The 25,431-nt window shown below is 53.0% G+C and carries 23 protein-coding genes, 1 tRNA gene and 1 riboswitch; of the genes, 10 read left to right on the forward strand and 14 right to left on the reverse strand.

Annotated elements, in window-relative coordinates; genetic code table 11:
* Position 1: 1 nt before the first annotated feature.
* The 7 genes from tolQ to secA all read right to left on the reverse strand — a co-directional run bounded on the left by tolQ (position 2) and on the right by secA (position 7,008).
* Positions 2–733 (reverse strand): protein TolQ, encoded by a 732-nt coding sequence (gene tolQ / locus D5366_RS02445; protein ID WP_141492149.1) that lies wholly within the window; start codon positions 731–733, stop codon positions 2–4.
* A gap of 81 nt (positions 734–814) precedes the next feature.
* A complete protein-coding gene (gene ybgC / locus D5366_RS02450) occupies positions 815–1,240 on the reverse strand; it encodes a tol-pal system-associated acyl-CoA thioesterase (RefSeq protein ID WP_141492150.1) in 426 nt (141 codons plus the stop codon).
* A gap of 30 nt (positions 1,241–1,270) precedes the next feature.
* Entirely contained in the window at positions 1,271–2,317 is a 1,047-nt protein-coding gene (ruvB, locus tag D5366_RS02455) for a Holliday junction branch migration DNA helicase RuvB (RefSeq protein WP_141492151.1), read from the reverse strand.
* Entirely contained in the window at positions 2,314–2,928 is a 615-nt protein-coding gene (ruvA, locus tag D5366_RS02460; RefSeq protein ID WP_141492152.1) for a Holliday junction branch migration protein RuvA, read from the reverse strand. The genes ruvB and ruvA overlap by 4 nt, the downstream gene beginning before the upstream one ends.
* The gene (ruvC, locus tag D5366_RS02465) at positions 2,925–3,431 is read right to left on the reverse strand and encodes a crossover junction endodeoxyribonuclease RuvC (RefSeq protein ID WP_141492153.1); all 507 of its coding nucleotides are present in this window, start codon (positions 3,429–3,431) and stop codon (positions 2,925–2,927) included. Before ruvC ends, ruvA begins: the two co-directional genes overlap by 4 nt.
* Positions 3,428–4,177: a YebC/PmpR family DNA-binding transcriptional regulator gene (locus tag D5366_RS02470; RefSeq protein ID WP_141492154.1), complete on the reverse strand. Its 750-nt coding sequence runs from the start codon at positions 4,175–4,177 to the stop codon at positions 3,428–3,430. Before D5366_RS02470 ends, ruvC begins: the two co-directional genes overlap by 4 nt.
* 182 nt (positions 4,178–4,359) lie before the next feature.
* A complete protein-coding gene (gene secA, locus D5366_RS02475) occupies positions 4,360–7,008 on the reverse strand; it encodes a preprotein translocase subunit SecA (protein ID WP_141492155.1) in 2,649 nt (882 codons plus the stop codon).
* 314 nt (positions 7,009–7,322) lie between these two features.
* Here secA and D5366_RS02480 point away from each other — a divergent pair, with 314 nt between their 5' ends.
* From D5366_RS02480 to D5366_RS02500, 5 genes are all read left to right on the forward strand, one after another.
* Entirely contained in the window at positions 7,323–8,252 is a 930-nt protein-coding gene (locus tag D5366_RS02480; RefSeq protein ID WP_240775302.1) for a peptidylprolyl isomerase, read from the forward strand.
* A 30-nt stretch (positions 8,253–8,282) separates the two neighbouring features.
* The gene (gene argJ, locus D5366_RS02485; RefSeq protein ID WP_141492156.1) at positions 8,283–9,518 is read left to right on the forward strand and encodes a bifunctional glutamate N-acetyltransferase/amino-acid acetyltransferase ArgJ; all 1,236 of its coding nucleotides are present in this window, start codon (positions 8,283–8,285) and stop codon (positions 9,516–9,518) included.
* Positions 9,519–9,665: 147 nt separating this feature from the next.
* Complete coding sequence (locus D5366_RS02490) at positions 9,666–10,895, forward strand: NAD(P)/FAD-dependent oxidoreductase (protein ID WP_141492157.1); 1,230 nt, start codon at positions 9,666–9,668, stop codon at positions 10,893–10,895.
* Between the two features lie 57 nt (positions 10,896–10,952).
* Positions 10,953–11,705 carry a 2OG-Fe dioxygenase family protein gene (locus D5366_RS02495; RefSeq protein ID WP_141492158.1) on the forward strand — a complete coding sequence of 251 codons (753 nt, stop codon included), beginning with the start codon at positions 10,953–10,955 and terminating at the stop codon, positions 11,703–11,705.
* 89 nt (positions 11,706–11,794) lie between these two features.
* A complete protein-coding gene (locus tag D5366_RS02500; RefSeq protein WP_141492159.1) occupies positions 11,795–12,310 on the forward strand; it encodes a hypothetical protein in 516 nt (171 codons plus the stop codon).
* Between the two features lie 12 nt (positions 12,311–12,322).
* On the opposite strand, the gene D5366_RS02505 is transcribed toward D5366_RS02500, so the two are convergent.
* Positions 12,323–12,396: transfer RNA gene (locus D5366_RS02505), tRNA-Gly, on the reverse strand.
* A gap of 118 nt (positions 12,397–12,514) precedes the next feature.
* A riboswitch (SAM riboswitch) is annotated at positions 12,515–12,594 on the forward strand.
* A 79-nt stretch (positions 12,595–12,673) separates the two neighbouring features.
* On the opposite strand from D5366_RS02505, the gene metZ reads away from it, so the two are divergent.
* From metZ to D5366_RS02520, 3 genes are all read left to right on the forward strand, one after another.
* A complete protein-coding gene (gene metZ / locus D5366_RS02510) occupies positions 12,674–13,867 on the forward strand; it encodes an O-succinylhomoserine sulfhydrylase (RefSeq protein ID WP_141493773.1) in 1,194 nt (397 codons plus the stop codon).
* 103 nt (positions 13,868–13,970) lie between these two features.
* A complete protein-coding gene (gene apaG / locus D5366_RS02515; RefSeq protein WP_141492160.1) occupies positions 13,971–14,381 on the forward strand; it encodes a Co2+/Mg2+ efflux protein ApaG in 411 nt (136 codons plus the stop codon).
* A 48-nt stretch (positions 14,382–14,429) separates the two neighbouring features.
* Complete coding sequence (locus tag D5366_RS02520; RefSeq protein WP_141492161.1) at positions 14,430–14,939, forward strand: DUF1543 domain-containing protein; 510 nt, start codon at positions 14,430–14,432, stop codon at positions 14,937–14,939.
* Between the two features lie 57 nt (positions 14,940–14,996).
* On the opposite strand, the gene D5366_RS02525 is transcribed toward D5366_RS02520, so the two are convergent.
* A complete protein-coding gene (locus tag D5366_RS02525; protein WP_240775303.1) occupies positions 14,997–15,398 on the reverse strand; it encodes a cupin domain-containing protein in 402 nt (133 codons plus the stop codon).
* A 209-nt stretch (positions 15,399–15,607) separates the two neighbouring features.
* Between D5366_RS02525 and ispF the strand changes: the two genes are divergently transcribed.
* Together ispF and D5366_RS02535 are read left to right on the forward strand one after the other, a co-directional pair.
* Positions 15,608–16,774: a 2-C-methyl-D-erythritol 2,4-cyclodiphosphate synthase gene (gene ispF, locus D5366_RS02530; RefSeq protein WP_141492163.1), complete on the forward strand. Its 1,167-nt coding sequence runs from the start codon at positions 15,608–15,610 to the stop codon at positions 16,772–16,774.
* Positions 16,775–16,947: 173 nt separating this feature from the next.
* Positions 16,948–19,164, forward strand: coding sequence for a methyl-accepting chemotaxis protein (locus D5366_RS02535; RefSeq protein ID WP_141492164.1), 2,217 nt, complete (start codon positions 16,948–16,950; stop codon positions 19,162–19,164).
* Positions 19,165–19,224: 60 nt separating this feature from the next.
* Here the strand turns inward: D5366_RS02535 and D5366_RS02540 are convergent, their stop codons facing one another.
* The 5 genes from D5366_RS02540 to D5366_RS02555 form a co-directional block, all read right to left on the reverse strand.
* Positions 19,225–20,061 (reverse strand): alpha/beta fold hydrolase, encoded by an 837-nt coding sequence (locus D5366_RS02540; protein WP_141492165.1) that lies wholly within the window; start codon positions 20,059–20,061, stop codon positions 19,225–19,227.
* A gap of 205 nt (positions 20,062–20,266) precedes the next feature.
* Positions 20,267–21,658: an NAD-dependent succinate-semialdehyde dehydrogenase gene (locus D5366_RS02545; protein ID WP_141492166.1), complete on the reverse strand. Its 1,392-nt coding sequence runs from the start codon at positions 21,656–21,658 to the stop codon at positions 20,267–20,269.
* A gap of 147 nt (positions 21,659–21,805) precedes the next feature.
* A complete protein-coding gene (locus D5366_RS12115) occupies positions 21,806–21,934 on the reverse strand; it encodes a hypothetical protein (RefSeq protein ID WP_267298769.1) in 129 nt (42 codons plus the stop codon).
* Between the two features lie 195 nt (positions 21,935–22,129).
* A complete protein-coding gene (locus tag D5366_RS02550; RefSeq protein WP_141492167.1) occupies positions 22,130–22,831 on the reverse strand; it encodes an ATP12 family protein in 702 nt (233 codons plus the stop codon).
* Complete coding sequence (locus tag D5366_RS02555; RefSeq protein ID WP_170211030.1) at positions 22,828–25,422, reverse strand: AsmA family protein; 2,595 nt, start codon at positions 25,420–25,422, stop codon at positions 22,828–22,830. Before D5366_RS02555 ends, D5366_RS02550 begins: the two co-directional genes overlap by 4 nt.
* Positions 25,423–25,431: the final 9 nt, after the last annotated feature.

Below are 25,431 nucleotides of genomic sequence, written 5' to 3' on the forward strand. Positions count from 1 at the left end.
TTCAGACCTTTCCTTCCGAACGCTCTTCAGACTGACGCGACAGGATCGCCGCAAACTCTGTGCCAAAAGCGTCCATACGGTCCGAAAAACGGTCGAGCGAGGCACCAATTACGTTATACGCAACATAGGCCGGAATCGCGGTGACAAGGCCGATAGCTGTAGCAAACAATGCTTCAGAAATACCGGGAGCAACAACCGACAAGTTCGTATTGTGCATCGCTGCGATAGATCCAAAGGCATGCATAATACCCCAGACTGTACCGAACAGCCCAACAAACGGCGCTACCGGGCCAATTGTTGCCAGAAAGACCAGGCGAGCACCCAAGCGGTCGTTCTCACGGCCAACTGTGATACCAATTGCACGGTCTACGCGGTCTTTTACGCCACCATGTACCAGATCAATCCCGCTAATACGGGCTGAACGGCGCCACTCACCCATTGCGGCACCAAATACGGCTGCCAAAGGATGTGTTGGGCGTGCGCCGTCGGATTCGTACAGTTCGTCCAGCGAGCCGCCCGACCAGAAACGATCTTCAAATACCGTTGCTTCACGGTTCACACGACGCAGCAGGAAAAACTTCTCTGCAATGATCGCCCACACACCGGCGCTGCACAGGATCAACCCTATCATCACCAGTTTGACGACGATGGAAGCGTGCAGGAACAAGTCTAGCGGCGAAAGTCCAGCCGCGTTGACCGCTCCAAGCGCGCTTGAAGTCACGTCATGATCCACAATATTCTCCTGTCCTGATCCGATGTTATTTTTACGGGTCAGAACCTTCCATGACATTTCACGCGGAAACAGAAAAGTGGGTCAATGCACTCCTGCTTCCAATTTTCTTATTGCATCACACCAACGTGGCGGAATTCGGGCCGGTTTTAACGTATTCATCTCAATACAGGCGAGTTCAACATCCAGAACGACCGCCTCTTCATCCAGCTTTTCGGCGTTTCGTATGGTCTGCTTCAACTTGAGACGCGCAGGCGTAATTGCAATGAGCGCAGTCTCAACCTCCATCATGTCTTCAAGGCGCAGCGGCGTGCGGTAACGGACCCCGACTTGCCTAACGACAAATCCAATACCGTCCGTCTCTAAAAGTTCGGTAACTGCCGCGTTTGCAGAACGCATTGCCTCACTGCGGGCGCGCTCTGCGAACGCGAGGTAACGGGCGTGATAAACAATCCCCCCGGCATCCGTATCTTCGTAATAAACGCGAAAACGAATTTTATGCGTTGCCATCGGATCACTCCGCTTAAATGAAATTAAACGTCAAACGTCCGAAGGACTCTGCTCCAGCGCAGTCAGCAAATCAACCTGACTGGCAGGTGGTGTCAGGCCCAGATGCTTCCATCCCGGCTCACCCAACATCCGCCCTCGTGCCGTGCGCAAGACCATGCCTTCCTGAATGAGATAGGGCTCAATAACATCCTCGAGAGTATCTCGTGCTTCAGCCAAACCTGCTGCAACTGTCTCAACCCCGACCGGGCCACCTTTGTGGTGCTCTGCGATTCGCATAAGATAGCGTCGGTCCATTGCATCCAGTCCACGCGCATCGACTTCAAGTCGTGACAGCGCCGCATCAGCCAACTCCCGGTCTATAACCGCCTTTCCTGCCACAAGGGCGAAATCACGCACCCGACGCAACAGACGGCCAGCGATACGTGGTGTACCGCGAGAGCGACGGGCAATCTCCTCCGCGCCCTCAGCTTTCAAATTCATCCCCAATTTAAGCGCACCACGCGAAACAATCGCCCGAAGTTCATCCGGTGTGTAAAAAACGAGCCGCAGAGGAATGCCGAAACGATCACGGAGGGGCGTTGCCAGAAGCCCTGCCCGCGTTGTCGCTGCGACTAAAGTGAAAGGTGCGAGATCAATCCTTACGGACCGAGCCGCCGGCCCTTCCCCAATGATGAGATCCAGCTGGAAATCCTCCATTGCGGGGTATAGGATTTCTTCAATTGCGGGCTGAAGGCGGTGTATCTCGTCAATGAACAACACATCACGCGGCTGAAGATTAGTGAGGATAGCAGCCAAATCCCCCGCACGCTGAATGACAGGACCAGATGTCGCACGGAATCCAACCCCTAATTCCCGCGATACAATTTGCGCGAGCGTAGTCTTGCCTAGCCCCGGCGGACCGTGCAGCAAAACATGGTCCAGCGCTTCCCCGCGCGCACGCGCGGCTTCAATGAACACGGACAAATTTTCGCGGCTTGCTTTTTGTCCTGTAAAATCCGCCAGACTTTCCGGCCGGATGCCGCCCTCATTCATATCATCCGGCTGCTTGGCTGCATCCGTAGGGCGCATATCACTCATCGTGCCAGATCCTTAAGGCTCAACCGGATCACCAAATCCAAACTCGCACCATCATGCTCTGCCAATATCTTTTTGACGACCGGCCACGCTTCTGCACGGCGAAACCCCAGCCCGGCTAATGCCAACAAAGCATCACCCTCCAGCCCTGTTTCGGCAGCCGCGGTTACGAACCCGCCTTGAGGAGCGATTGTCGCTGCACCAACGGGCATCTTAGCGATTTTATTCTTCAACTCGCTTAATATTCGGTCTGCCAAGCGGGGACCAACGCCTGCCGCCCGCGTCAAAGATGCCCGGTCACCGGCGTTAATGGCCAAAAACAAGTCACCCGGAGCGTTAGAGGACAAGATCGCCAAGGCGACTTTTGCTCCAACGCCCTGAACCGTTGTCAAAAGCCGAAACCATTCCTGCTCCTCAGTGGAAGCAAAGCCGTAAAGCAGAATGGCATCCTCTCGTACAACCGTTTCAATCAGCAAACGTGCGACAGAGGGAGGCATCGGGACGGATGCCAACGTGCGCGTGGAGGCGGATACAACATAGCCTACGCCGTTGACATCAACGATGCAGCGCTCACCCTCAATCTGCCCGACAAGCCCTGTAAGTTGACCAATCATGCCATGTGCCTCCCCTGCGCTACCTGCAATGAACTTGCCCTGTAATGCGCATGACATATGGCCACGGCTAAAGCGTCCGAGGCATCAGCTTTATAGATTTCTGCTCCGGGCAACAGGCGCTTAATCATCATTGTCACCTGCTCTTTACTGGCAGAGCCTGTGCCAACGACGGACTTTTTTACTTTCATCGCGCCGTATTCCGCAACCGGGAGCCCTTCATAAGCTGGCGTCAGCAGCGCAACACCACGGGCATATCCCAGCTTCAATGTCGAAGAACCGTTTCTGTTTACGTAAGTCTCTTCGACTGCGGCCTCTGCAGGCGCGTATTCTCTAATCAACGCCTGCAAGCGCCCGTGCAATTCACACAAGCGCAGCGGTACGGATTCCGCACCGTCAGTACCAATGACCCCAGATGCAACATGACGCAGGCGATTACCGTCTACGTCAATAATGCCCCACCCCATGAAGCGCAGGCCGGGGTCGATCCCCATAATGCGGATCAAGCGGCAAGCGCCTCTGCAACGTCGTCTGGCAGGTCAAAATTGGCATAGACAGCCTGAACGTCATCGTTATCGTCCAGAACATCAATCAGCTTGAGAACGCTGCGAGCCTTCTCTTCGTCCAGCGTGATCGTATTTTCGGGGCGCCAGTCAAGCTTAGCAGAAGTCGGCTCACCGAAACGCGCTTCAAGTGCATCGCGGACTGCAAACAAATCTTCCATTGCGCAGGTCACTTCATGGCCTTCAGCCGTCGTAGCCGCATTATCAGCGCCGGCTTCAATTGCTGCCTCAAGCATATCGTCTTCTGACGCTACGTCTTTCGGATACGACACAACACCTAAACGCTGGAACATGAAGGAGACCGAGTTAGACTCGCCCATAGAGCCGCCATGCTTGGAAAACGCTGCACGGACCTCGCCTGCGGTACGGTTGCGATTATCCGTCAAGCCTTCAACAATGATGGCAACACCAGCTGGGCCATAACCTTCGTAGCGGACTTCTACGTAATCCTCGCCACCTGCTGCGCCTGATGCTTTCTTGATCGCACGCTCAACATTATCTTTGGGCATGTTAGCTTCACGCGCGGCGGAAAGCGCTGCACGCAGGCGAGGATTTGAAGATGGGTCAGGAAGGCCCGAACGCACGGCAACCGTAATTTCGCGCAGAACTTTAGCAAATTGCTTGGCGCGCTTGGCATCCTGAGCGCCCTTACGGTGCATAATGTTTTTAAACTGTGAATGACCGGCCATGCCTGCCTACTCCCTCTCATACGGAGGTGGTCCGGGCCTGACCCTTCGAGGTTTTTCTCCCCGAACTCCCGGCAGGAGCTTTAGGCTCCCGCACCTCCTTACTTATGTACCAAAAAAGCAAAGGGCATTTCGCCCCTTACCCAAACGGGGCGAGGCCCCGTCAAACTAAAAACCAGTATCGCTTAGGCGAGCTTGCCGTGGCAATGCTTGAACTTCACGCCCGACCCACACGGGCAGTTTGCGTTGCGCGCAACTGTCTCGTGCCATGCCTGCAGCGTTGCCGCGTCAGGTTCGGCGGACTCTAGCTGCGGCGCAGCACTTTCTGGCACCGCCGGATAAGCCGGGGGTTCAGCCACAGCTTGAATGCGCGTCATGGTCTGAGTTACGCGCACGCGCATGTCGTCCAGCATGTGCGTGAACATCTGGAACGCTTCCTGCTTGTACTCGTTCAGCGGGTCACGCTGACCGTATGCACGCAGGCCAATGCCTTGGCGCAATTGGTCCAAGCCATGCAGATGCTCTTTCCAAACAGCATCAAACGTCGTCAGCACAACCTGCTTTTCGACCAAACGCATCAGCTCCGGCCCCATATTAGCGGCGCGCGCTGCCTGTGCCTTCTCAGCCTCAGACTCAATACGTTCAATAACAACATCGGCGTCGACGCCATCTTCCTTCGCCCATTCAAGCACAGGAAGATCAAGGTTCAACACACGAATGATATCTTTGGACAGACCTTCCATATCCCACGCTTCAGGAAAGGATTTTTCTGGGATGTGCGCGTGGACCAGTTCTGCCACAATTTCCTGACGAAACTCGGTTACAACACCCGAAAGGTCATCCAGAGCCATGTATTCGCGGCGCTGTGCGTACACTTCCTTACGCTGATCGTTCATGACGTCATCGTATTTAAGTGTATTCTTACGCATGTCGAAGTTACGAGCTTCTACGCGTTTCTGAGCCGTTTCGATGCCCTTATTCATCCAAGGGTGGACGATTGCCTCACCCTCTTTCAGGCCCATTTTCTGCATAAGGCCACCCATACGGTCGCCCGAGAAAATACGGATCAAATCATCTTCAAGGGAGAGGAAGAAACGGGAGTTACCCGGGTCCCCCTGACGTCCAGCACGGCCGCGCAGCTGGTTATCAACCCGGCGGCTTTCATGCCGCTCGGTACCGATAACGTATAGACCACCCGACGACATCACCGCTTCATGACCCTTGGCCACTTCCTGCTGAATACGCTCAGCAATACGGGTCAATTCACCTTCGTCCTCTACGCCTTCGCTTGAGGCATGGATCATCATCTCGGTGTTACCACCAAGCTTAATATCCGTGCCGCGCCCTGCCATATTCGTAGCAATCGTAATCGCGCCCGGGGCACCAGCCTGCGCAACGATACTCGCTTCTTTTTCATGGTGGCGGGCGTTTAGAACGCTGTGGGCGATCTTTCGCTTGTTCAAAAGCGCGGAAAGATATTCACTTTTCTCAATAGAAGTCGTCCCAACTAAGATCGGCTGACCTTTTGCGTGGACTTCTTCAATCAAGTTGGCGACAGCGTCATATTTCTCAATGGCCGTGAGATACACTTCGTCATCTGTGTCCTCACGACGGACTGCACGGTTTGTTGGGATTTCCACAACTGTGAGGTTGTAGATTTCAGCAAACTCATCAGCTTCTGTCATCGCCGTACCGGTCATGCCAGACAGCTTCGGATAGAGACGGAAATAATTCTGGAACGTAATGGACGCCAGCGTCTGATTTTCCTGCTGGATTTCCACGCCTTCTTTCGCTTCAAGCGCCTGATGCAAACCGTCAGAATAACGGCGGCCATCCATCATGCGTCCCGTAAACTCGTCAATGATAACGACTTTACCGTCACGTACGATGTAATCCACATCGCGCGTGAAAAGCGTGTGCGCACGCAGCGATTGCTGCACGTGATGCACCACAGCTACGTTGTGAATATCGTATAGGCCGCCTTCTGGCATGACCTCCGCATCCCGCAGCAGGGCTTCGACGGCGTCTGACCCTGTCTCGGTCAGCGTAACATTCTTCTGCTTTTCATCTTTATCGAAAGCGTCAGGCACCTGCACTAGGCGCGCAACAACGGCATCCACAGAGCGATACAGATCGGAGCTATCTTCTGCCGGACCGGAAATGATCAGCGGCGTTCGCGCTTCATCGATCAAAATGCTGTCCACCTCATCCACGATCGCGTGGTTGAAAGGACGCTGCACCATATCGTTCAGAGAATACTTCATATTATCACGAAGATAATCGAAGCCGAACTCGTTGTTGGTACCGTAGGTGATGTCACACGCATAAGCTGCACGGCGTTCATCGTCAGACAAATTCGGGATGATAACGCCCGTCGTCAAACCGAGAAAACTGTACAAGGCCGACATTTCTTCTGCGTCACGCGAGGCAAGATAGTCGTTGACAGTTACGACATGAACGCCTTTGCCAGTCAGCGCATTGAGGTAAACGGCCAGGGTTCCAACAAGCGTCTTGCCCTCGCCCGTCCGCATTTCTGCAATGCGGCCGTCATTGAGCACCATGCCACCAATAAGCTGGACATCGAAATGGCGCTTGCCCAGCACTCTGCGCGCCGCTTCACGGCACACAGCAAAGGCTTCTGGCAAAAGTGCATCGAGCGTTTCGCCTTTCGCTAACCGCTCACGAAACAAAGTAGTGCGCTGGCGCAGCTCATCGTCTGTCAGTGGCTGAACCGATGCCTCAAGAGCATTGATTTCAGGCACACGGCGTTGATACGCCTTGAGCATACGATCGTTAGCGGAGCCGAAGACGGCGCGGGCGAGGCGTGCGAACATGCTGAACCTTGAATGCCGGGGCCTGAATCATTCCCCCATTTCCGACCGAAACGAAGGCACAACCCAAGCTAAATCTGTTTTCACGTCGTGTCGGAAATAGGACCCGGACCGCGTCTGGTCAATGCAGAGCAGCCCAAAACCAACCGGAAACGCATTTATTGTTCCATTCAACACGACAAAAAACCTCCCCGATAGTCCCTTTTCGCTTCCATGTGACCGAATAGTAACAGAGGACACCCTTGCGGGGATCTCTCGGCTTTGTCATGGTGCTGCCCTGTTGTTCATCCTCACTTATGTTGGTTCGAGGTATTTTCATGCGGCTTAACCGCTCTCTTCTCGCTGGTGCAACGCTCCTCACGGCAGCGTCATTCGTTCTTTCTCCTGCTCACGCTGCGCCAGCTCCTGCGGCTGCACCAGCACAGGCACCTACAGCGGCACCAGCCGCTCCCCCGAGCCCAACCATGGTTATTGCCACGGTCAATGGCGAAAAAATCACATTTGGTGACGTCCAGCATGCTGCATCAAGCCTGCCTCCACAGGCACGCCAGCTGCAGCCTTCCGTCCTGATCCCGCTGCTCGTCAACCAACTCGTTGACCAAAAAGCCATTCAGATGGTCGCCAACAAGGAAGGTTTGCAAAACAAGCCTGACGTTAAGGCAGCCATGGAAGCAGCTGCTAACGGTGCGCTGCAAAACGCTTACCTAGAAGAAAAAGTTGCACCTCTGGTTACGGATGCAGCGCTGCAGGATTATTATCAGGCGCATTACGCAAACCAGAAGCCTGAAGAAGAAGTTCACGCACGCCACATTCTTGTAGAGACCGAAGCGCAAGCCAAGGACATCATCAAGCAACTTAACCACGGTGCGGACTTCGCAAAGCTGGCAGCACAATTGTCCAAGGACAAGGGTTCTGCTGGTGCAAATGGCGGCGACCTTGGCTGGTTCAAGAAAGGCGACATGCTGCCAGCATTCTCTGAAGCGGCATTCTCCATGAAGCCAAACTCCATTTCACAAACGCCAGTGCATACGCAGTATGGCTACCATGTCATTCAGGTTCTGGGCTCACGCACAGCACCAGTTCCGACGTTTGAGCAACTGCACGATCAAATCCGTCAGGAAGTCATCCGTGATCAGGTGCGCACTGTTGTGCAGAAAGCTGAAGCACAGGTAAAAGTGGTTCACTTTGACGCGCAGGGTAAGCCCATCACGGCAGCACCTGCTCAGGCTGCGCCTGCTCAGAAGTAATCGTTATTCGTTCACACTGTTAGGTACATCATGGCTACGCCTCTCACTGTCTCCCCGCTCGCCCGTCCTCTTCCGGACCTTGCAACAGTGGAGGGTGTGCGCCTCTCAGCCGTGGCAGCTGGCATTCGTTACGCCGGCCGTACAGACCTGATGCTCGCGGAGTTTGTTCCCGGAACAATCGCTGCGGGCGTGTACACCAAAAATCTCTGCCCTGGCGCACCAATTGACTGGTGCCGTCAGGCTTTGAAAACGCCGACTGCGCGTGCCTTATTGGTCAATGCGGGCAATGCAAACGTCTTTACAGGCCGCGCAGGCCGTCAAACGGTAGAAGACTGTGCTGAGGCTCTAGCCGCGCACCTGTCCTGCCCAAAAGATGAAATCTTTCTTGCTTCAACGGGCGTGATTGGCGAAGTCCTTCCGCCAGAGCGCATCATCAATGCCCTCCCCGCAGCGCAGCAAGGCCTCTCAGCTGATCACTGGGAACAAGCAGCCCGCGCTATCATGACCACGGATACGTTTCCCAAAGCCGCACGGCGCGACATTACGATTGATGGCACGCCCGTCCGTATCCAAGGCATTGCCAAGGGCTCCGGCATGGTAGCCCCAGACATGGCAACAATGCTTGCCTATGTCATGACAGATGCCAGCCTCCCACAGGACGTTTTACAGACGCTTCTCTCGCGCTTCAGCCAAAAAAGCTTCAATGCCATTACCGTGGACTCGGATACATCGACGTCCGACATGCTCATGGCCTTCGCTACACAGCAGGCACAGCACAGCAAAATCACGGATGCTGACGCTCCGGCCCTGTCCGAATTCCGCACAGCCCTGCAAGAGGTCCTTCAGGAACTCGCCCTCCTTGTTGTGCGTGACGGCGAAGGCGCGACAAAACAAATCCGCATTGATGTCACAGGCGCAACATCCGACATTTCGGCGCACAAAGTCGCTCTTAGCGTTGCCAATTCGCCTCTAGTAAAAACAGCTATCGCTGGAGAAGATGCGAACTGGGGCCGCGTCGTTATGGCTGTGGGCAAGAGCGGTGAACCAGCTGACCGTGACACATTGGCTGTCGGTGTCGGTGGTGTGTGGATCGCGAAAGAAGGTAGTGTCGTACCAAATTACGACGAGACCCCCGTAGTAGCCCACATGAAAGGGCAAGAAATCGACATCACGGTAGATCTCGGCCTCGGTTCAGGCTCAGCTACTGTCTGGACCTGTGATTTAACACATGGCTACATTGATATTAACGGCTCATACCGCAGCTAAACACTTCATTTTACACAATCGAACGGCTGTCTTTTAAGCTCGTTCGTACACAAGAACGGGAGCGGGGGTTGCTTCGCTTCGGTTCTGATTCTAGCACAAACCATGTTCCAGCTTCGTGGAACGGACGGGTATAGAGGAAAACGAATCATGGCTTCTCAAACGCATGTCGTTGTTCTCGGGGGCGGCGTCGCAGGCCTTGAGGCGGCATCTTCACTCAGCAAGAACAAAGACCTTGCTGTAACACTCGTGGACCGCAGCCCGGTTCACTACTGGAAACCTGCCCTCCACGAATTCGCGGCTGGCACCATGCGCCATGACGGGAACTGCGTTCCCTTCACCGAAACCGCAACGAAAAATGGTTTTACGTTTGCGCAGAGCGTTCCAACAGCAATCGACCGCGCAGCGAAAACCGTTACCCTCGAGAACGGCACAACTCTGCCCTACAGCAAGCTCGTGGTCGCACTCGGGTCGAGCGCCAATGACTTTGGCATCCCCGGCATCGTTGACCATTGTCGCTTTTTGGACAGCCTGAACGACGCTGACACACTCTACGCCGCATTTCGCGAGGCAGCACAGAGCGCCCGCGCAAACGGCAAGAAGCTAACCCTCGGTATCGTTGGTGGCGGTGCAACGGGCGTGCAGCTCGCAGCAGAATTTTGTAAATCTCTTGATAAAGCAGTCGGCTTCGGTCCGGCAGTTCGCCGTGAGCTGCTTGATGCCGTGCTGATCGAGACTGGTCCGCGCATCCTACCCGCCTTCCCGGAAACCGTCTCGACAGAGTCCGCTCAGGAACTCGAGAAAATTGGTTTCTCGGTCCGCACGGGCGCAATGGTGGTCAGCGCTGACGATACAGGATTTAACCTGAAGTCTGGTGAGCATATCCCCTGCGACCTTCGCATCTGGGCCGCAGGTGTCCGCGCGTCCAATGCAACCAGCCTCCTTGATGGCTTGGAGCGCGGCCGTTCAGGGCAACTCAGCGTCACGCCGACCCTGCAAACAACCCAAGACCCTGACGTGTTTGCTATCGGCGATTGCTCCCGTATCGATAGCGCCCCTCTTGCACCGACAGCACAAGTAGCAAGACAGCAGGGCGAATATCTTGGCCGCGCCCTGCCGCAAATTGTTGCTGGCTCAACGCCTCCAGCCTTCGCGTATCATGACCGCGGTGCGGTGGTTGCACTTGGAAACTACAACGGCTGGGGCATGTTCGACCCTCAGCGTGGCTTCGGTGGCGGACTTTTGAGTGGGCTTTTCGCCCGTATCGTGCATGAAGGTCTTTACCGCCAACATCAAGCTGGCGTGACAGGTCTTTGCAAGGCTCTAAGCGAAACATTGCGCGAGCGCTTTGCACCAGCACGCCCTGATCTAGGCGGCTAAAACAAACTCGGTGGTAAGGTGGACTTTCTCTCAGGAAAAGCCCACCTTACCAGTATTATGACGACTCCTGACACGCATGCCACATTAAACGGCCCCTTTGATCCGGCCGTTCAAAACAGCCTAGAACTCAAGGGTTTCGCGCGTGTCCCACACGACGTCATGCGCCCTGCTCTGGAACAACTCGGTCTAAAAGACTGGGCCTCATTTGCCGAAAGCTGGAATCACCTCGGCTTAGACCGCTACATGGCGGATGCCGGGCGCTATCGCAGGCGCCGATACGCAACTTTTGCGGTCGACCAGACAACCATTACCCCCAAACAGCGCCAACCTCATTACCAAAGCCGCGACCATAATATTTTGAACGGTGGCATCCAACGCTGGTTTAAAGCCATTGAGCCGCGCGTCGCTGCTCACCCGGCGATGCATGCGGCCATTCGCGCCATTGCATCCCTTGCCTACGCGTTAACACCCGCCGAGAGTCGGCCCCACACATGGCACGCAGAAGTTCATCAGTTCCGAATCGAAGCGCTACCCGATGAAGCGGGCCAACCAACGCCCGAGGGTATGCACAAAGACGGTGTGGACTGGGTATTGGTGCTCATGATCAATCGTAGCAACGTAGAGCAAGGCACGACCACTATTCACGATAACGAGCAAAACCTTCTCGGCTCTTTCACCCTTACAAACCCACTTGATGCTGCGCTTGTTGATGACCACCGGGTGTTCCATGGCGTTACGCCCGTTACGCCAATCAATCCGGCGCAACCTGCCTACCGTGATGTTCTCGTGATCACATTACGGCACGAATAACCCCCACCCTCACCACAAAATGAAACTGATCCATACTATGTGCTATATACTCACTTCAGTTTCACTTTTTAGCCAAGGCTAGACGCTCCATGTTCCATCGCCTGCTGTGCGCTGCCCTGCCCCTTCTTGTCGTTGCTACAATCAGTGCCCCTGCGCAGGCCCGCCACCGTGCGACGCGTTCGCACAGCGCTGCATCCATATATCCGGCTCCGGTTATTTTGGCGGCCCACCCCGGAACGGCTTTGGATCATGACGCGCGGACGCTTAACGAAGATGATCTGGCTGACGCTGCAAAGCACCACGACTTTCCTGTGGTACTTGTAGGCTCTGCTCCGCTTTCGTCCAAAAAAGGAGACGAAGCCCTCTTTGTCCAATTACAGTCGGCGCGACTCTGTGGGTCTGCAGGCTGCACAACTTCAGTTTACCTGCGCCACGATAATAACTGGACGACCGTTCTAGACTCCGTGAACGGCGACATTTCTGTTTTAGGCACGAGCCACCGGGGCATGAAAGACCTACAAGTCGGCCGCAATGATCGCTGGATTTGGGATGGCAGCCAGTATCAGGACACGCTGAACTCACCCGCTATGCCGAATATACGCTAATTTTAAGGAAGCTGGAGCGGGTGAAGGGAATCGAACCCTCGTATGCAGCTTGGGAAGCTGCCGTTCTACCATTGAACTACACCCGCAGACACCCGGATCTATAATCCTATCACTGCAAAACTGCAATCTCCTTCCCGCATATATATACTGTTGACGACAGTATAAAACTCCGCTCATAGTCCATGACTGTGGAAGCCTTAAAGGCCTAACCACCCTCGTGATTTGAGCGGCCGGCTTGCGGCGAGGTTAAAAAATTGCGCTAAAGAGGCCCTGAGGTTACCCCGATTCCCCAGGACTTCCACGGCCCACCACAGGCGCAAAATCCCTATGCGGGATTCTGCCCCAACGGAGGGACTGACCCTAATGCCATCACATGACTGGAAAACCGCGACACGCCTCCTGCACGATGCCCCGAACCGTACACCATACGGCGAGACGTCTGAGGCACTTTTTCTAACATCCGGCTTCGTTTACGACAGCGCCGAGCAGGCAGCAGCCACCTTTACCGGCGACGTAGAGCGCTTCCAATACTCACGCTTCGGCAATCCTACGGTCGATACATTCCAAGAACGCCTCGCCTTACTTGAGGGAGCAGAGGCCTGCATTGCCACCTCAACAGGCATGGGCGCAGTATCATCCGCCATTCTTTCACATGTGAAAACAGGTGATCGCGTCGTTGCGTCACGCGCGCTCTTTGGTTCTTGCTACTGGATCGTAACGTCACTCCTGCCTCGCTACGGCATTGATATCGAACTCGTCGATGGCAGTGACCACGATGGCTGGAAGAAGGCTTTGTCTAAGCCTACAGCCGCTGTTCTTATTGAAAGCCCATCAAACCCAATGCTGGATGTGTTGGACATTCAATTCATTGCAGATTTGACGCATGAGGCAGGCGGCCTGCTCATGGTGGATAATGTGTTCGCCTCTCCTCTAGGCCAATCACCACTGAAGCTCGGCGCAGATGTAGTGCTATATTCCTGTACCAAACATATTGATGGTCAAGGGCGTGTCTTGGGCGGTGCTGTCCTTGGCACCAAAAGCTGGATCAGCGAGACGCTCCAACCTTTCACCCGCAACACGGGAAATGCTCTTTCTCCCTTCAATGCGTGGGTTTTACTTAAAGGCCTCGAAACCCTGCAACTACGCACGGAAGCAATGGCGCGCAATGCCGCGCAAGTCGCAGATGCCCTCGCCGAGCTTTCTGGCGTAAAAACGGTGCGCTACCCGGGGCGGGCGGATCATCCGCAAGCCTCTCTTGCCAAAAAACAAATGAGCAATGGTGGCTCTCTCATCGCCTTCGAGGTCGAAAACGGACAAGCTGGAGCATTTGCCTGCCTTAACGCGTTCTCCCTTATTGCCATTTCGAACAACCTCGGAGATGCGCGCAGCCTCGCGACACACCCGGCAACAACCACACATATGCGCGTTGCTGCGGAAGAGCGGGCACGGCTTGGGATCACCGACGGGGTTATTCGCCTTTCCGTCGGACTGGAAGACCCTACAGACCTGATCAATGATCTACGCATCGGTGCCGCTGCAGCACAAAAGAGTTCATAACATAACCTGACATCTGCATGGCCCTGCGCTACAATTGGGCCATGCAAGATAAACCATCCCCCCGCAACTCGTCACCGACCCGGAAACGGCCTTAGCCGAGGCGATGGAAAATGCACCGCGTTTTTCCGAAACAACACAAGACGTTACCGTCACCGTAAGAATATTTTGGCTGGATGATCAGTCCCAGCCGGAAGATCACCGCTATGCTTGGGCCTACCATATCAGCATAGAAAGTACGCGCGGAGACACGGTGCAACTCGTTTCCCGCAGTTGGGAAATCGTAGACGCCCTCGGTCGTACTGAGCATGTCCATGGAGACGGCGTCGTCGGTGAACAGCCCTTCATTTCACGTACCGAGCCTTATATTTACACGTCTGGCGCCATGCTCACGACGCCAAGCGGATTCATGCGTGGTGTCTACCACATGGTTGAACCCAGCACCGGCAAACGCTTTGACGTGAATATTCCAGTCTTCAGCCTGGATAGCCCACACCAATACGGCCTCATTCATTAAACCATGTCCCTGCGCGCCATCACCGAATTTTCATACCGGTTGCAAGCTATGACCAGCGATAAAAACCTATTTGTTTTTTACCTCGGCGGAGAAGCACCCAAAGCGAACATTGAAGTTCACGACGTGCAATTTGCCATAGCCAAAAACGCAAAAGACGCATACCCGCCTTTGATCGAACGCTGGTTCGGCACGCGCGCATCATTGCACATTGATGCGTATGGCGTGCTGAAATGGGCCGATGGCTATGCAATTTCCGTTCGTCCCACGCCGTCGGCATCAAAACAAAAACTCTATTTCATCAACATGGGTGGATATCTTCCCGGCGCTTTAACGGAAGAGCACGCTTTTACCTTCCTCGTCGCCGCCTCTCCTGAAGTTGCCAAAGCCCGTGCCCGGAAGATGCTGCTCACTGGGCACGACCATCAGCACCGCGACAATCTAATGGAAGTAGATGATTGCGTTTTACTCGACACAATCGATGGACATTTCATACACTTAGAGCCGAGCAGCGATGGAACCCCGATAAAAGCCGAGTGGCAGGGCTACCAACCCATATAACGCCCAAAACACGGCAAACCCGTGATTGCCTTACAGTCCAAGCCGCCTTCGGCACGCCTAGTACTCGTTTTTTTCACCTGCCAAGGGAATCGAGGTGGGTCTGCCGGGCGTTCCGGCATAAGTTAGTAACAATACGGTCGGTTCATCCCCGGCAACACCCCTGTGAGGATCATTTTCGCTCTCGGCAAAGGCCTCGCCTTTGTGGAACGTTTTTGTCTTTCCGCTTGCTTTATCTTCGATCGTGAGAGTGCCTTCCAGCACATAGCCTGCGTTCGGCACGGGGTGCTCATGCCATGGTAGAGCTGCGTGGGGAGCAATCGTAATCTTGAGCACTGTCAGTTGCGGCTTACCTTGCGGATAGGATGTGTAAGCGTCGCCATTCCAAGCATGATCCGCTTGCAGCAGTTTTTCTGCATGCGCTGTCTGCCCTGCATGATCATCAGCTGACGCGCTCGACATCGTGCAAAGTGATCCGAAAACCAGCCCCAAAAAGTATCGCTGCTTTCTCATACAACTCATCCTTCGTTCCACATTCCTTGCCAAAACTAAAAAACGCTGAATAGTCGCATCAGTTTGCTTCATTTCCCCTCTTCGTCAGGTCACATACACGCGCAAAACATCTCTCCCTCCCCTTGACGAGGCGTGAAGGGCAGACCATTCCTCCTCCCATGCGTATTGCTGCCCTTCTCCTCGCTGCCGGCCGTGGTCGGCGCTTCGTCGAATCTGCACCACAAGCTGACGGTGCCAGCAAACAGTTCCGGTTGCTCCACGGAAAGCCAGTCATCCGTCGTGCAGCTGAAGCATTGCTCCCTCACGTCCATATTCTCCTGCCCGTGGGTGATGACCCATTACTGGCAGAAAGCCTAGCCGGCCTAGATGTTCTCACTCCCGTTGCTGGTGGCGCAGAAAGACACGACAGCGTCCGTAACGGGCTGGAGGCATTAGCAGCCCTACCCGAACCTCCTGATCTTGTTTTGGTGCATGACGGTGCGCGCCCTTGCGTCCCTGCTTCAGTTGTTCAGGGTGTCATTGAGGCGCTGAAAACCCATGCAGGCGCTATTCCGGCCATCGTTGTAAGCGATACGCTCAAAAAAGTGTCCGGCAACATCATTACCGGGACCGTCCCGCGCGATGGAGTTTTTCGGGCGCAAACACCTCAGGGCTTTCGTTTTACAGAGTTTCTTACTCTACATCGCACGCATCCTGATGCACGCACGGACGATGCTGCACTTCTCGAGCAAGGCGGACACCACGTCGCCATTGTTCCTGGTTCCGAGAATAATATTAAACTAACCGTTGCGGAGGATATGATGCGCCTAGAAGGAATAATTGCAGGGAATATGTTGCCCCGCGTCGGCCTTGGCTATGACGTTCACGCTTTTGCCGATGATCGTAAGCTGATCCTTTGCGGAATCGAAATTCCACATACGCGTGGTCTCGCTGGCCACTCCGATGCCGATGTTGGTATCCATACACTTTGCGATGCCATCTATGGTGCCCTGAATGAAGGCGATATTGGGCGCCATTTTCCACCAAGTGAAGCCGAGTGGAAAAACATGGACTCAGCGCGCTTCCTGATCCATGCAGGTGAACGCATTCGCGCGCGCGGGGGCTTTCTCGTGAATGCCGATATTACTCTCATCTGCGAACGCCCTAAAATCGGCCCTCATGCTTTGGCTATGCAAGAAAGACTGGCAGAACTCCTAAAAGTCAGCGCCAGCCGTATCTCTGTCAAAGCTACGACCTCAGAGCGCCTCGGCTTTACTGGCCGTGAAGAAGGCATTGCTGCAACGGCAACCGTCAGCATCATGGTGCCGGATTCCGGCGAAGTGTGAGATCATTTATCTGGCTTAAAGGCGCCCTCCTCCGCACCTTTGAGCCAGACCACTCCGTCATATTTAAATTTTACAAGTACAGTTTTATCAATTCTTTCGAACCATAAGCACCACGCTTCATATAAAATTAATAAAACTCCATAATAATATTATTTTTGGAGTTTTAATTTGTCATGACAAAACATATTAAGTCATCAATTTCTAAAAAAATACTGACTATAACTTTATCTTCTTTAATATTCGTACAAATATTTGCGACAATTATTTCAAGTTCATATATAGTTAAAAATACCCGTCAAAATATGGAGCAGGAAGCACTACTCAAAGTAGATGGACTCTCAACTTCAATACGTAATGAAATTACTTACCGGGACAACATTATAAGATCTATCAAAGCATCCATAGAAAATAGCTCGCAAAATAATTCTCTTACGCGAAAGGAAATACTCGACCTTTTAATGTTAAATATGTCTGCATATAAAAAACTATATGCTGTTGATTTTAAAGAAATACCTCATGGATTACCTAATTTAAAAGACGGTGAAAGTAATTTAGGCACTAATTTGCACGGAATATTTTTACCTTATTTAGTACGAAAATCCAATGATCATATCGAGTTATACACCCCTGCCGAGCATTACGGGGACGTTTATAATAATATAATAAACACAGGTAAATCATCAGGGCTAGAGCCCTATATAGATATAGAAACAAAAATACCTATGGTTTCCCCCACCTATCCTATTACCATAAATGGGAAACGAGTGGCCGCTGTGGGCGTTGATATACCACTAGACTGGATATCGGAACTTCTCAAAAAAGCAAAAATAACGGAAAATTCTTCCGTTTCATTACTATCCGATAAAAAACTATGGATTTACAACCGTAGAAATACGTCGAATTTAGAGGCGTATAATGACCCGCACAGTTCTCTCATTGACCGATCTATACAAACACATACCTTCTCAATTGATTATGCCTATAATGATGGAAACAATATCCGCATCGCATCACCTGTAAAGCTTGATGGTTTTGATCAAGTATGGACTATAATAGTTAATATACCCAATAAGGATTTAAATTATCCTATATATAAAAATATCGCTAAAATTATAATACCAGGGATTATACTTATAATATTATCAACCTTATTAATATTTAAAATACTCAAGAACTCTCTTAAAGAGCCCCTCGATCATATTTTGGATTCAGTTTCCACCTTAGAAAAAGGAGACTACACGCGCATAACCGCTGACCTTAACCGCACTGATGAAATAGGCGCTATTTCGCGCGGTCTGGAAAACTTTCGTACATCGCTCTTACAAGCCGAAAAGAATAACACCCTACAAGTACTTGAGCGCGAACAAGCAGCACAGGAACGAAAGCGCGTTTCCCAACAAAAAGAACGTGAGGAAATTGAACGCCTAAATGTCTCCGAAGCCATACGTAAAGGGCTTTCCGCTCTAGCTGAGGGGAATATGGCATACCGTATTGCAGATGAATTCCCAGAACACTTTGCCGTTATGAAAACCGACTTTAACGCTGCCTGCACACAACTTCAAAAAACTATTGCGGCTGTTCAAAGCGGTGTTGTCGCTATCGGGGCAGGTGCCAAACAAATTACCACCTCCTCCTCTGACATGGCACGGAGAACGGAACAACAAGCTGCAAATATCGAAGAGTCTTCAGTCGCTCTTAACCGCGTTGTAGACATGGTGCGCGAGTCCTCAAACAATGCAGCCCAAGCTGCCTGCGTCACGGACGCAGCACGAAAGCGGGCAGAAGCATCAAGGGAAATTGTCCAGTCAGCCGTGAATGCCATGGGCGAAATTGAAGCCCGCTTTGTCGAAATCAATCAAGTCATTGGATTGATCGACGACATTGCCTTCCAAACCAATCTGCTCGCGCTGAATGCGGGCATTGAAGCTGCACGTGCGGGAGAGGCCGGACGTGGCTTTTCTGTTGTTGCTACCGAAATACGCAATTTAGCTCTTCGATCAACCGAGGGTGCCCGCAATGTAAAAAGCCTTGTCTCTAACTCGGCTAATTTTGTTACGGATGGAGTAAACCTTGTCGATCGTACTGGTGATGCACTCGGAGCAATTTTTCAACAGATGAACGATATTGACCACCTCGTGTCATCGATTGCTCAAGCAGCAAACGCACAATCTATAACATTGGAAGAAATAAATAGCGCCGTACAGGAAATGACGACGACCACTCAGCAAAACGCAGCCTTAGTTGAAGAAAATACCATGGCCATATCCTCCCTTAACCAGGAAGCTGTCGGCTTGGGTGAGCAAACATCGTTTTTCCGTGTTCGCCCTCATACCGAGAGGCATAAAAGCTCTGCACATAAAACAGCCCACGAAGACTGTATTATTTGGTGAAATTTTGGATATTCCAGCAAAGATAAAGCCTGCTGGAATATCCCTCGATTACGAGCATTCCTACGAAGAAATGAATGCCAGTATGTCTTCGTTAATTACGTCTGCATTAACGGTATGCATTCCGTGCGAATAGCCGGGGTAGATTTTCAGCGTGCTATCTTTCAGAATTTCGTCCTGTAGAATAGCCGCATTTTCGTACGGAACTACCTGGTCATCATCTCCCTGAAGGACGAGGACAGGTACGGTGAGCGCCTTTAAATCATCGGTCTGGTCCGTCTCCGAAAAGGCTTTGATCCCCTCATAGTGGGCCAAAGCGCTTCCCATCATACCTTGGCGCCACCAATTATGAATTGTGCCATGAGCAATTTTGGCGCCTTCCCGGTTTGCCCCGTAAAAAGGCCCCGAGGGTACATCCTGGAAAAACTGCGCTCTGTTTTGTGCTAGCGCGGACCGAAAACCGTCAAATACATCAAGCGGCACACCTTTCGGGCTTCGCTCAGCCTTGAGCATAAGCGGGGGCACAGCACTCAACAACACAGCTTTAGCAACACGGCCTTGAGGCTGCCCGTACCGAGCTACATATCGCGCAACCTCTCCGCCACCTGTCGAGTGTCCAATATGGACCGCGTTTTTCAGGTCGAGATGCTCTACCACAGCCGCAGCATCGGCCGCATAATGGTCCATGTCGTGCCCTTCGCTCACCTGCTCAGAGCGACCATGGCCCCGCCGATCATGCGCCACGACACGAAAACCTTTGCCCAGAAAAAACAACATCTGGGCATCCCAGTCATCCGCAGAAAGCGGCCAACCATGATGAAAGACAATTGGCTGGGCCTCTTTCGGCCCCCAGTCTTTGTAAAAAATTTCTACGCCGTCGGATGTTGTGACAAATGGCATGGCCTGTCTCTTTTCCGTTTCGGAATTCACTACAAGGCAAAAGATAATCCGGACGATTATCTGATCTTACATTGGGTGCATCATATATTTTTACCAGTGTGCATCCCCACCTAGCCGCAACAAAACGCTTTTCTTAATCAAACACTAAAAAAGCCCCAGTATATTATGATACTGGGGCCCGAATTACGCTGCAGCAGCGCCAATTTTAGAATGGTGCATCAATATCAACCACATCAATCAATTTGTGATTTACAAACTCTTTAATACCCAAACCGATCAATTCACGTCCAAAGCCAGAGCGGTTTACCCCACCAAAAGGTAGATCCGCTTTCACCATCGTAGGGTGGTTTACAAAGACCATACCCGTGTTGATCTGTTCAGCAACTTTAGAGCCGCGGGCCTCATCTTTAGTGAAAACCGAGCCCCCCAAGCCAAAAGGTGAGTCGTTTGCAACGCGGATAGCCTCAGCTTCGTCCTTCACGCGGTAAAGCTGCGTTACCGGGCCGAAAAACTCCCAGTGGCGCGCTTTATTATCGCTGTGCAAACCGGTCATCAGCAGAGGTTGGAAGAATGCCCCTTTCTCAGGAACAGCCGCTCCAATTACTTCAACTTGGGCACCTTCTGCTTTGGCATCCTCAACCTGCTTGGCTAAGTCATCCGCAGCCTTTTGCGAAGACAACGGCGCAAGCGTCGTGGCCGGATCCATCGGGTCCCCCGCCTTCAGCTTTGCAACCTCAGCTTTATAAACCTCAAGGAAGCGGTCGTAGACGGCATCAACGACGATCAAGCGTTTAGAAGAAACGCAAACCTGACCCGCATTCCAGTGACGCCCAAACGCAGCCCATTTTGCGGCTTTTTCAACATCTGCATCTTCGAGCACGACGAAGGCATCAGCCCCGCCCAACTCCAGCGTTGCTTTCTTGAGTGCTTTGCCAGCGATCCCCGCCACGATTGAACCCGCCGTTTCAGAACCGGTAAGCGCGACGCCACAGACGCGCGGGTCTTCCAAGATTACAGCCGTATGGTGACGGGCCGCAAAAATGTTCTGGAAAGCCCCTTTAGGAAGACCAGCTTCAAGCATCAACTCTTCTGAAATCGCCGCACATTGCGGGACATTACCAGCGTGCTTCAGGAGCACTGTATTACCGGCTGAGAGCTGTGGAGCGATGATGCGTGCGACTTGGTAGAAAGGGAAGTTCCACGGTTCAACGGCAAACACAATGCCTTGCGGCTGATGGACCAATTTGGCTTTGCCTTCCGCGGACTTAGCTACCGGGAGGTCTTCAGGCTTCAACAGAGCTTCAGCGTGCTGTGCGTAGTAGTCAAAGATGTCTGCTGACAACTCGACTTCCAGCTTCGCCTCTGTAAAAAGCTTGCCCATCTCCAGCGTTGCGAGGCGCGCATATTTATCGATATCACGGCGCAGGATGGACGCTGCTGACGCCATGATTTTTGCGCGTTCTGCGAAAGATACTTCGCGCCATTGCACAAAGGCTGCATGGGCGTCGTCTAGTGCCTTATGTACCTCTGCATCTGTTGCTTCTGGGAATGTTTTGAGCGTCTCAGCAGTGTAGGGATTGATCGTTGCGTAAGCCATCGAAAGCTCCTTTGCTCATCAGCGGAACCTACTTCACCCCGGCTTAGGCCGATCGGCTTTCGGTTCTTTTCTAAGTAAACGCCATTTAAGCAAATTGGTTAAGAGGCTCAGAGTTCAAGTTGTCTTGTACGATCAATCCCGAAAAATTTACCCGTGCAAAGCACAGACTACGACGATCAGGGGCGTAGCAGCCAGTATCGCCCATGCACCGAGTGACCCAAAACGCACTGCACGCGCACGAAACCGCTTCAAAGATTTGCATGTTGCATCAGACATTTAAGTCTAACCTTTTTCTAACTTGATGACTCGGCATCTCTGCTTCGTCAGAATGAGATGATATGGCGGCTTAGCTCTCTCGGAAGCCAGTCACTAATCATCTCGAATTGTCACGTTGCGGGTGCTTTGGCAGGAGAATATGGCGGTAAGATGAAGTTTTTACGACACGTCATCCTACCACTGCGTAAAGCGCTGTTATTGCTGAGATAGCGCCAAAAAAGTCACAGCGTCTTGCAGGTCATTTTGGCGGGTATGAATAGTCGCGGTCAGTTCTTTGTCACCGCCCCACACCGCCTCTTGCTTGCGTTCATCGGCGGTAATAATGGACACGGCCTGCTCAAGCGTAAGGCCACCTTCCAGCAAAGCAAGCCCGACCAGTACGCTGCCGCCAGCCTGCACAATCACGCCCAGCGCAGCCAGTTCAGCTTCATTGCGCTCTGCCAGCCAAAGTTCCAAAGCATTTACATAGTCCGGTGCTTGCGTAACGGGCATTAACCCCGTTGTTACAACAGGGCGTATCTGCCGCTCTGCCAACCACGCCATCAGCCTCTGTAACGACTCGCCACCGGTGCCTCCATCGTAACACAAAGCGTCATCCAGCCCGAAAGACAGCAGCGCTGAGCGCGGAACCGACATATCAGGTCGGATGCGCTCAATCATTGTGCCTGTTATGCGCGTCAATGGCAGGGATTCGGGCTGAAAAGTGCCTTCTTCAATACGCCCCCACTCTGCGGCAATCGCCTCCGCAAGAGGGCGCTGCGCTACAGCCAGCGTGCTTCCTTTGGGCAAGCGTATCGGACGCCCATCCAAAGCGGGCATGTATACTGTCCCGAGGCCGTGCTCAGCCTGTTGTTCTATGACTGAGACACTCTTCCAAAATCGCCTTTTTGCGCTCAATGCAACACTCCCAGTGCCTTTAATAAATCACTCGCCCGATTATGATGTCGCTCATTCGCCTTGGGCTCAGGCCCGGGCTGGTTTTGCCGCCCCGCAGCGAGCCATGCTCCACACGGATCATCTGATGTGTCAGACGCTCCCCCGAGTGTTAATTGGGCATTGCCGTTTGCATCGCGCTCCGGCTGCACACTCAGATTATGCCAAGGACCATCCAGCATAATTGGCGCTGATGCTTCCGCACCAGCAAGCTGAAGCGATGGGCGGAGATGCAAAGTAAGGTTCTCGGCCACAAGCCCGATCTGACCATGGCCAGAAACCTGCATATTGCCTGCCTGCAAGCCCAGCGCATCCACTATAGCACTACCATCAGACAGCGTCAGATGTGTGCCCAAACACCGCAAACTACGCTCACCATTCCCGATAAACGCTGCAGCTTGCGGACCTGCCAAATGCGCAAGCCACGTGCCGCTAACGCGCGCATCAACCATTGAAAAGCCAATACTCCCCGCCAAAGTGGCTCGCAGACTTTCCGTATCCTGCCCTGCACCACTCAACTCGCCAACAATTTGGACAGGTCCACGCAAAACCTCCGGCATTTCTATAACGCCCTGCACCCACTCCGCAGGCATGATGAAGGAGGACGCCTGCACGTGCAGATGTGCTGGCAAGGTTGACGCATCTATATCCAGCTTTCCGCCAAGAGGCACAGTCAGGCTCTGCCCTTTAAGGCCATCCACCATCAAATGCCCCGCTGACAAAGAAATTTGCGCTGAAATGCCTGCGTAATCTACTCCACCTGCATGCAACTGTTCTGCGCTGATGTGCATATCGCCATCAGCTTTACGTAGCCATTGCACCCAACTGGGCAAAGCTTTTTCAGTATTCTGCGCATCAGCCGAGGGGGGAGCTACTTCTGAAGCGCTCGTACCGCCTTTATCCGCGGCTGCTCCCATTTTTACCAGAGCTTGCGGCACGGAAGCCGGTGCTTTGGCCGTTATTGCAGCGCTTGTCGCTCCCTTTGGCGGGATTGAACTCCCTGACGCCTGCATAAGGGCATCTATGTCTAAATGCTTTGAAGTCAGCGAGCCGGCCAGATGCACTCGTGATCCGTCTGACCGTTTGATCAGCACATTCCCGGCTAGAGCAGCCTCTTGGCTCTCAAGTGCCAAATCGTCAATCGTATAGTCATGCTGAGCATTAATGGTGACTGCGCCTCCGACAGCAACGTCATGCAGCAGATTGAAAGGCGTATGCAGTTGGTCCGCCTTACCCTGCACAGTCAGTTTTGCGGTTGCTCCCAAAGAACCGCTCACAGTGAGTACCAAATTGTCTTGGGCGTTCAGTGGGGGCGATGAACTGGATGCGCCCAATGTATTGGAGAGCGACAAAGCCTCGCTACGCAACTCTGCATGTACCGGGACAAAATTGCCCTTGCCCGCTCTTCGCAAGAAATCCGTGATTCCAGCGAGCGTTCCTGCCTGCCCTGAAGCGTGCCAGTCGCTTCCCTGCCATTCAATATCCGTTTCCACCGACAAGGGGGCCTGCTCAGAATCCGCACCAATAGTTACATGCCCGAAAGTCACGTGCTTAATCGGTAAGTTACCCGCATGGAGATGTATTGCCGTCACTGTAATGCCTGGCATTGGCCAGTAGTTTCCTTGCGCGGCAACAGATTTTACGCTCAGGGCCTGCTTGTCGATGTCACCGGATAAGCTGATATCACCGCCAAATGACGGGATATGCGGCAAATCTGCGTGCGGAAAAAGCTTCTGCATGTCCTGCAGGTCAAGCCACTCCCCGCGGACACGCAATATCAAACCACGCATCAAACGTGGGTCGCTTATTGACCCATCAACATTCATCCAGTCACGCCGGGTATCCGGACCAAGCGATGTTGCAAGGCTGAAAGACCACGCTTGTCCGTTGGGTGTGGCCGCAGATCCAAACGCATTAAGCGCACCCAGATGTCCTTTTAACGAGAAGGGAGTTCCCGCATGGTCGCCAGATAGATTGATCCACGGGCTAGGCGTACGCAGACCCGCAAGATCCAAAGCCCGAACCGTAAAACCTCCACGCCAATGAAGGCGCTGGTCGCTCCAGAGAATTGTACTATTCGTGAGGTGTAAAGCATCGAGCGCTACGGCCCAGTGTGCTTCAATGCGCTTTGCCTCAAAGCCATTGACCGGCAGTGGAGCTTCTTCTTCCTGCCCGCGTGGAGCGTGGACCATCCAGTCCAACTGACCATCAGCCGCACGATGCAGCGAAATCTGAGCCCCATCCACGACAAAGTCCTGGAAACGGACTTCGCGCTGCAGAAGCGCCAGAACCGACAAACCTGCGTGCAATGAACCTGCTTTAAAGAACGGCTCATCACCGGGCCGAGACAACACAACGTTTCGTGCTACAATCGACGGCCACGGCAAGAATTGAATTGCTGATTGCTCGACTTTTAAATCAAGGCCCGTTTCCTGCTTAAGCGCAATCGCGACACGAGCGCGCAAAGCGTCTTGATCAACCAATACGTTGACTGCAACGCTGGCGCCGACGACCAGCACAAAAAACATGATTACAGCGACAACCAGCTTCTTCACGCTGAAGCT

The sequence above is a fragment of the Neokomagataea tanensis genome (assembly GCF_006542335.1).
Lineage (GTDB): Bacteria > Pseudomonadota > Alphaproteobacteria > Acetobacterales > Acetobacteraceae > Gluconobacter > Gluconobacter tanensis.